10 protein-coding genes and 1 pseudogene are annotated in these 7,380 nt (G+C 60.4%); 4 read left to right on the top strand and 7 right to left on the bottom strand.

The window, feature by feature from the left end; genetic code table 11:
* From EU811_RS20995 to EU811_RS20985, 3 genes are all read left to right on the top strand, one after another.
* The coding region (locus EU811_RS20995) for an SOS response-associated peptidase (RefSeq protein ID WP_142940212.1) at positions 1–435 on the top strand (435 nt) is incomplete at its 5' end.
* A gap of 69 nt (positions 436–504) precedes the next feature.
* Positions 505–687, top strand: a complete 183-nt coding sequence (locus tag EU811_RS20990) for a YegP family protein (protein ID WP_142940211.1) — start codon at positions 505–507, stop codon at positions 685–687.
* Between the two features lie 164 nt (positions 688–851).
* Positions 852–1,379 carry a hypothetical protein gene (locus tag EU811_RS20985; protein ID WP_142940210.1) on the top strand — a complete coding sequence of 176 codons (528 nt, stop codon included), beginning with the start codon at positions 852–854 and terminating at the stop codon, positions 1,377–1,379.
* A 24-nt stretch (positions 1,380–1,403) separates the two neighbouring features.
* On the opposite strand, the gene EU811_RS20980 is transcribed toward EU811_RS20985, so the two are convergent.
* From EU811_RS20980 to EU811_RS20970, 3 genes are all read right to left on the bottom strand, one after another.
* The gene (locus EU811_RS20980; protein ID WP_142940209.1) at positions 1,404–2,312 is read right to left on the bottom strand and encodes a hypothetical protein; all 909 of its coding nucleotides are present in this window, start codon (positions 2,310–2,312) and stop codon (positions 1,404–1,406) included.
* A gap of 134 nt (positions 2,313–2,446) precedes the next feature.
* Positions 2,447–2,848, bottom strand: coding sequence for a hypothetical protein (locus EU811_RS20975; protein WP_238703491.1), 402 nt, complete (start codon positions 2,846–2,848; stop codon positions 2,447–2,449).
* Positions 2,848–3,153 carry a hypothetical protein gene (locus tag EU811_RS20970; protein ID WP_142940207.1) on the bottom strand — a complete coding sequence of 102 codons (306 nt, stop codon included), beginning with the start codon at positions 3,151–3,153 and terminating at the stop codon, positions 2,848–2,850. Before EU811_RS20970 ends, EU811_RS20975 begins: the two co-directional genes overlap by 1 nt.
* 478 nt (positions 3,154–3,631) lie before the next feature.
* Between EU811_RS20970 and EU811_RS20960 the strand changes: the two genes are divergently transcribed.
* Complete coding sequence (locus EU811_RS20960; RefSeq protein ID WP_142940206.1) at positions 3,632–4,483, top strand: hypothetical protein; 852 nt, start codon at positions 3,632–3,634, stop codon at positions 4,481–4,483.
* On the opposite strand, the pseudogene EU811_RS20955 reads toward EU811_RS20960, so the two are convergent.
* The 4 genes and pseudogenes from EU811_RS20955 to EU811_RS23600 all read right to left on the bottom strand — a co-directional run.
* A pseudogene (locus EU811_RS20955) lies at positions 4,480–5,383 on the bottom strand (ATP-dependent DNA ligase). The gene EU811_RS20960 and the pseudogene EU811_RS20955 overlap by 4 nt on opposite strands.
* A gap of 132 nt (positions 5,384–5,515) precedes the next feature.
* Positions 5,516–5,791: a hypothetical protein gene (locus EU811_RS20945; RefSeq protein ID WP_238703490.1), complete on the bottom strand. Its 276-nt coding sequence runs from the start codon at positions 5,789–5,791 to the stop codon at positions 5,516–5,518.
* A gap of 126 nt (positions 5,792–5,917) precedes the next feature.
* Positions 5,918–6,700 (bottom strand): hypothetical protein, encoded by a 783-nt coding sequence (locus EU811_RS20940; protein ID WP_142940202.1) that lies wholly within the window; start codon positions 6,698–6,700, stop codon positions 5,918–5,920.
* 182 nt (positions 6,701–6,882) lie between these two features.
* Positions 6,883–7,380, bottom strand: a 498-nt coding sequence (locus tag EU811_RS23600; RefSeq protein ID WP_160147674.1) for a hypothetical protein, incomplete at its 5' end; no start/stop codon positions are given.

The raw sequence follows: 7,380 nt of genomic DNA, 5'->3' as shown, positions 1-7,380 counted from the left end.
GCGCCCCGAATACCGGATAAGCCTGCCGAGGGCTACTACGAATGGCAGAAGACCGAGGACGGCAAGAAGATCCCGAACTATCTGTTCTCCGAGAAAGAGCCCTTGCTGGGGTTTGCTGGCTTGTACGAGTTCTGGCCCGATCCTGAGCTGCCCGAGGACGATCCCGAACGGTGGCTGCTGACCTGCACCGTCCTAACTACAACCACCCAGGACGCTTTGGGACACGTGCACGACCGGTCCCCGGTCATCATCCCGCAGGACCGCTTTGCGGAATGGCTCGACCCGGACCTGACCGACAAGGCCGAGGTCCAACACCTGCTCGATTCCCTGCCGGAACCGACCCTGACGCCCCGGATTGTCAGCACGCGTGTGAACAGCGTCCGGAACAACGGACCTGAGCTGATTGAACCGGCCGAGGAAGGTACCCACGGTTAGGATGACCTCGTTAGGGCAGTTCCCCATATTGCCGCCCCCGGGGGTGGGCATCATGAAGGAGGATCACGCATGGCAGGAAAATTCGAAGTCTACAAAGACAAGTCCGGCGGATACCGGTTCCGGCTGAAGGCCGGCAACGGTGAAACTATCGCCAGCAGTGAGTCGTACACGACCAAAGCCGCAGCCCTTAAAGGCGTTGATTCGGTGAAGAGCAACGCCGGTTCCGACGTCGTGGACCTGACAGGCTCCTAACCCACCCGAGACGCTTAGTATCAAACGCAAGGCCCCGGCAGACTGCCAAGTGAGCAGCAGCGGGGGCCTTGCTCGTTCAAGTCCGTGATTCCTGGCCCTGGTTATTGTCGGTGGCCCCTGAAAGACTTCCTGTCAAGGAACCATGACAGGAAGGCATGGACGCTATGGGCTGGACATCTAACGACTACCAACACGAGGGCTGGGTTGCTGCGATCGCACCGGATGGGCGGCTCTCGTCAGGTTCTACCGGTGAAGGAATGTTTGTCCATGGGATCACCGGAAACTACCTGCCAGCAGGGGAGTTTTACCCTGATGAGGAGATCGTTCCGAATGATCTGATCATGAGCTGGCGTGGTGCCTGTACGTGCGGCTGGCAAGGAGAGCTGTGGCAAAGGGTTTTTACGGCTGCTGACGCTGACCTTGCTGCCCGCAAGGAGTATGTGCCGAGCGGCGAGTTTGCCGACGTTTCGGGTGAGGTGGAGGAAGCCGTTCAGGCGGAATGGCTTGTCCACATTGCACCGTCTGAAGCGATCCTTGGTGTAGAGGCAGCTGCCAGGGAGCACCGCCAGGCCGGGCACCGTCTGGATAAGACCGTCGCGGCCGCGAAAGCAGCCGGCGCTTCCTGGACGGATATTGGCCGGGCGGCTGGGATCAGCCGCCAAGCCGCCCACGAACGCTGGGCCGATAAATAGCCCTACCTCCGGACCGGTTCGGGATCACGGTGAGCGGTTCCACCCGGGCAAACGTTTGTTCAGTTCCTTGATCCGGGCCGGGTATTCGCCCTTTTTCGCGTGGACTTTCTGACGGGCGAGCCACCCCGCCAGTGCCCGTTCAGCGGGGTCCCAAGCGCCACGGTGCGGGTCCCTGCCGTCCTCCTTCACCCATTCAACGAACTCGGCGGCCCGCTTTTGCCATTGACGTTCGACGTTCAGCGCAATCCCGTCCAACCACCCAGGAAAAGCAGCATCGAGCGTATGGGTGGCTTCCTTGGCAAGCAGACCGCGCCTTTGCTGGGTCCTCAGAACCACCAGAACCCCGGCAAGACGTTCGGCCTCACTCCCGCCTTGGCCACCCGGAGTAGGCAACGTGCCATGTTCCTGAACATAGGCAGCGATCTGCCGCGCCGACTCAACGTACGAGCGCCTTTCCTGATCTGTAAACGTCTCACGCCATTCAGGCAATCGCGTATCGAGCTCACGCACGCGCGCCGGGAAACGCTCCAGGCGCGCGTCATAACGCTGCCGAAACAACCACCGGCTCAGGAACCGCTCCGTCGCGTCATCAGAAGACGCCCTCGGGAACCGGCCGTTGTCCTTCACCCAGGCAATAAAGTCCTCCGCTGTACGCTGCCAGCGTTCAGCGGCGTGATCAGCCCTGACCGTCCATTGCGGATGAGCCCGATCCAAAATCCGGGCGGCATCGTCGGGGAGAGACCCGGCGGCTTTGAGCCGGCGTAGCCGCTCAAGGGCAAGCGCCAGGCGTTTGTGTTCCCCTAAGGAAGGCGTGCGCTGGGTGGGCAGGTATCCGTGGTCCTTGTAGAACTCGGTTATCAGCTGGGCGGACTGTTGCGCGGTTCGCGGGTCCTGGCTCTTAGGGCGGGTTTTGCTAGTCCGTGCGGAGGACAATGGCTTTGGAGCCTTCCGGAATCAGTGCTTCGGCGGCGGCTTTGGCTTCGTCGTACGTCTCACCTTCGGCGTCGACCGTAACCTTGTTTGCCGTCAGCGGCCTCTACGGTCAGGGTCACTTTCACTCCCATATCCTAGGCCGCCGTATCCGTGAAGGTCCGCTCCAGGCCCGCGAGCAGCAACGAGGCATCGCCGTTGCGGCGCAGGTCCACGGGCCGTGATCCCCGCAGAGCGGGGGAGGGGACCATCATCCACAGTGCGAAGTAATTATGCGCAACCCGCAGCTCCATGGCCCGCACGAACAGTGCCACCACCACCGGCTCCAAAGTCACATCAGGCCGGAACTGGAAACCAGGGCAATACGTCCGGCCATCGTGCATGAAGACTCTGACGATCTGCTGCATCACAGCTTCGGAGTCCTCACGCACGGCGGAAATCCTTTCGCGGACTTGGTCCAACGCAGGAAGCCCGAATTCAACCCGGATACGATCCCACAGCTGATCCGGAATGGGAGAACGGTAAAGATCGTTTGGCACTAGCTGACGGATTCCAGCAGCCATCTGGTGGCGGCTGGGTCAAGACGCAGCAGAAAGGTCCGCAGCGCCGAATTCGAGGAGAGCTTCACCTGAACCCTCCAAAACTCGATGTCCACGATGTTCCCGACGCCTACCGGCGCAGTCCGTCGCCGTTCCCACCAAGAATCCCGTTCGAACCAATGCACCGGTTCTTCCGTGATGACCCAGAGCCGGCCCTCATGCCTCACGGCCAGCGGCCGCCCTGTCGGACTGAACCGGACGTCAACCTCAACGTTGAGGGTGGTTTCATTCGCTGTTGCTGTCACGGTTTACGCGCTCTCCTAGATTCCTGCCCATTGCTTCTCCTCGGCGGGTAACCGCCGAGGCCCACACCCATGTCCGGTACGTCAACGGCCCGTCCTGCCACGTCACTTCCGCCGCCCGCTCCGTCCAGGCAAACACTTCTCCCTCAACCAGCTCAGCGCAGCTCGGGAACCGTAGCCACGCACGCACCGGGATCCCCGGATACCCGTTCCGCATAGGGAAGTTCTTGAAATCAAGCTCTTCCAAAGTGAGCCCGAACGGCTGCGCACGCTTGGAATACCTCGCGTGTAGCGCCTTGGCTTGCTCCGGATTCACTACCACACCACTAGAATATATGTTCGAATCGACACGCGAATAAAAAACGGCCGGTTGGCCGTTGATTCCATTCTGGGGGAGAGGTACGACAAGATAACCATCGCTCCGGATTGGGTGCGATTACCGTGCCGGGCAGTTTGCCCGCCTTCCGAGAGGAATAGGCTAATGAACCATGAACGGGACGACGAAGACGCCGCAAGGAAGATCGTTGAAAGCGTGCGGGGGATCCAGCTCGAACACGCGGACGTCAACGGCGAGGTCGACTACCTCTCCAACGACCGCAGTGTCGCGCTGGAAGTCACCAGAGTTACCGAGAAAGAGAAGAAGGACACCCGCCGCACCTTCGAGAAATCCGCGACGGACGGCTCTGAAGCGAGGCTGCAGACTTGCTGGACGGTTACCGTCTCTGAGGTCCACAGGCCGGCAAAGGACATTGTGCAGAGGGTTCAGCCCTTGGTCGCGGAACTGGAGTCAGCCGGGCTGACATCCTTCTACGAGCAGGACGCCAGGAATCATGTCGATGACAATGGCGAGTTTTCGCATATCTACAGTCAACTACTCAAGGCGGGCGTCGCGGAGGCACTTCCCTTGGAGGAGCGCCCGGACTGCCCGGAGCATGCTCATTCCGTCCGAATTAGCCCTTGGGGTGGCGGGCCGGTGGGCGACAGCAATAGCTCACTTGCCAAGCTCATTGAGGAGCTTGAGAAGCCAAAAATGCGCAAGAAGGCTGAGAAGCTGTGGCGTTCCGGTGCTACGGAGCGCCACTTGTTTGTGTGGTTGGACGATGACACGGCGGGCAGCATCAGCCGCCCGCTCAGCCATGAGCCACCGTCCAGAGCGGACGAGGAATGGGGCACGCCCACAGACAGGCCGCCGCTGGATTCCGCCATTACCCACTTGTGGATAATGCACGAACGCTCCGGAATGGGATGGCGATGGGATGGTGAAACATGGTGGGGGCTTCACGAGCCGCAGGCCGATGCTCTGCTGAACGAGCCTTGCGATGGGACTAGCTAAGTTTGCAGATATGGGGGCAGCTCTACATCGGCGGGATCCAGCTCGGACCTTGACCGGATGTAAGTCAAAGGATGCCGAAAGGACTTACCGGACCACGCTACATCGACCGCCACTTCGGCCACGAAGGGTTCAACCAGCGTCAGACGCACTGTCCCCCTGTCCTTACTGAATCTGTTCAGAGAGGCTTCGCTGATCTCTTCCGGCCACGGATGCCCTGGTTGAGCTGGGCGGAGCTGACGACCCAGCTCACGCCCCACCCGCGTCGAAAGGACAGTGGAGCGCCCAACGACCCGCAACTGCCCACCGACCGGCAGTCCGGCGATGACCGCCTGCGGCTGGCTCAGCGGGCCAATAACGGCCGCGCAGACAACATCCAAGGTGTCTTTGTGCTTCAACTTAAGCCACGACCGAGAAGAGTCATAAAGCTGAGACCCGCCCTTAAAAACCAAGCCTTCCACCCCTCTAGCTGGCAAGTCCCGTAACCAGGTCTTGCCCAGTTCCATGTCGGTTGTGGCGGGGGAGAGGTTCAACGGCGCGGTCCATTCCCTTGCCAGTTCCTCAAGCAGCTGGCGGCGTCCGGTAAACGGAACACTGCGAATGTCCTGCCCGGCAACGGCCAGCACGTCGAAGGCAGCGAACGCGGCCGGAAGCTCACGAACCAACCCAGGCAAAGCCGCCCGGGAGGTTGCCATGCGCCGCTGCAGCGCCTCAAAGTCCACGATCCCCGTTCCAAATCACGGCTTCGCCGTCAAGGACCACGCCCGGAGGGACCTGCAGTTGGAGAGCCTCAGCCAGATCAGGCAGCACCTTCGTCAGCTCTTTGCCTTGACGGGAGTACAGTCTCACCCGATCAGGCTCAACCAGAGCTACCGCCCTAAAGCCATCCCATTTGGGTTCCATCCATACCCCGCCCGGCAAAGCACCCGGGCCAGGGAAAGCCTTGATCAGTTTGGCTAAGGCGACGGCAACAGGCGGTTGCAGAGCAGCTGGGATGGACTCGGCCACCGAACCTCCTCGTTCTAGACGCGCGCCCTATGTGGACGGGTCGTCTTCTGTGGAGTTCGCGACCCGCCTGATGGTGCCAGCTATGGCCCGCACCGCATCCGGGTCATCACCCAAATAGCGCTCGGGGCGGCTGCAGGCACGGAATGATGTCACGTTGGACTCACCGACGGTGTGCCGCAGCTCCGCCCATGCAGATTCCAGGTCCGCCGCATCAACGGGTGCAGACGGCTCACCCTCCTCTGCGCCGGATGCCGCAACCGTGGCTGTCTGCGTAGTGACGGCGCGTGTCCGGCGCCTGCTCACGAAATTCCGTAATCCCACAACTGAATCCTTTCCTTCTCAGATCAACATAACTTCCGGGCGGGTGGGTTTCCCATGATCTGTAAGCCTTCCTCAATTGCTCCGCGCACAGCCCAGAAGGTAACGGCGTCACTCTACTAAGCGGGGACAAGCATCCTGCATCCACCCAAAAACCTTGGTTGAAGGCACTGCGACTTCACCGGTAGTCGTGGTGAAGGACGCGATGATTTCTTCCTTATCCGGTATTGAGCCATTGTCAGTGCACCTGGCTTCCGGAAGATCAAAGGTAAACACAGCAATACCTCCGGGCTCGACCTTTATCGGTAGTTGGCACTCGACCAGCCGGCGGTTCGATCCATCGTTATCATCAGCTACCCCACACATGAGGGTGTGCGCACTCAGCCAGGTCCCGCCGTGTTGGACAGCTGCGCCGGTAACAGCACCTACGGATCGACCCCTGTTCGTCACCTCGATCCGAACCCTAACCTCTCGGTCTCGATCCGCGGTTTCACCAGCCTCATATACTCGCTCGATCCCACCTGTTCCGGGGTTGAATAAACGAGGGCCGATGAACTCATCGATGATGAGCGCGGTCCCGGTCAAGACGGGTCCCGAGATATCCAGTTCTTGCTTCTGCAATTCCACCTGCTGCCTTAGCGAATCGGTTTGAACCGCACCGAAGACGCCGCCGGATATGGAAACCACCAACCCGGCGGCAGCGAATATGGTGGCCCACCGCGCCCTGCGCTCGGCTCTTATGAGTGTTTCTGCCGCATCACGTGCTTCTTTATCGCGCAGCAGGCGCTCCGCTTCTGCGGCTTCTGCCGCTTTTGCCGCATCTCGTGCTTCTTGCGCACGCTGCAGGTGTTCCCCATCGGGAGTAGCGGCGGATTTCCAAGGCCAGGTCCACATATTTCTCCAGAGTCTAGGGCGCCGAACTGGGCCTTCCAAGATCATAAGCAAAAGCGTTGCCCCTGTTTACGGCTAGACCGTACCGATACCCATCACAAAAGGATGCGTTAGGCCACCTGGCCGCCTGCACACAACCACCACGTCACCACCGGGACAAACGCCACCAACCTTCGAAATTCTGCCTACCAGATCTCTTTGCCCCTCTTCCGTCTTTTCTGAGATGTCTGCTTCGGTGGCGAGTAGTTTCCCTTACCGTAAAGACGATCGACCGCCTTCCCGCTGGCCTTCCAAACCACCGCTGGTACAGGAGCACCCAAGGCGTACAGAGCACCTGAGAGCATCGGTATGCTGGCCGCGCAAGAGCCGGCCACGAATAGTATGGCCCAAACGGAAAGTACGCTGATCAACTGAAGGGTCGCCCGGACGTACGGGTCGGGCTCGAACGGAAGCGTTAGCTCTAGGCTTTCGAGTGGGGCTGCTGAGACGCTTTCTGGACCAATAACCCGCGTGTACAGTGCGTCCGCTTCAGCAAGAATCTGCTCATCGGCGGTTTCGCGGAGCGACCGAGCGAAAGCTTCGATTTCACTCTCATTTAGAGCGGAGCGCTGAGACGACAGGAATGACTCTGACGCCAGTTTCAACGCGTCGCCAATGCCGCCCGCTGCCAGCATGCTGCCGAG

Source organism: Arthrobacter sp. TS-15, from assembly GCF_006964045.1.
GTDB lineage: Bacteria > Actinomycetota > Actinomycetes > Actinomycetales > Micrococcaceae > Arthrobacter.
The sequence above is the reverse complement of the archived record's forward strand: the minus strand, read 5'-3'. Positions and strand labels throughout refer to the sequence as shown.

What these genes read in the sequence shown, in the direction of transcription:
- EU811_RS20990 (WP_142940211.1), top strand. Translation starts at nt 505, where the DNA reads ATGGCAGGAAAATTCGAAGTCTACAAAGACAAGTCCGGCGGATACCGG.
- EU811_RS20985 (WP_142940210.1), top strand. Translation starts at nt 852, where the DNA reads ATGGGCTGGACATCTAACGACTACCAACACGAGGGCTGGGTTGCTGCG.
- EU811_RS20960 (WP_142940206.1), top strand. Translation starts at nt 3,632, where the DNA reads ATGAACCATGAACGGGACGACGAAGACGCCGCAAGGAAGATCGTTGAA.
- EU811_RS20940 (WP_142940202.1), bottom strand. Translation starts at nt 6,700, where the DNA reads ATGTGGACCTGGCCTTGGAAATCCGCCGCTACTCCCGATGGGGAACAC.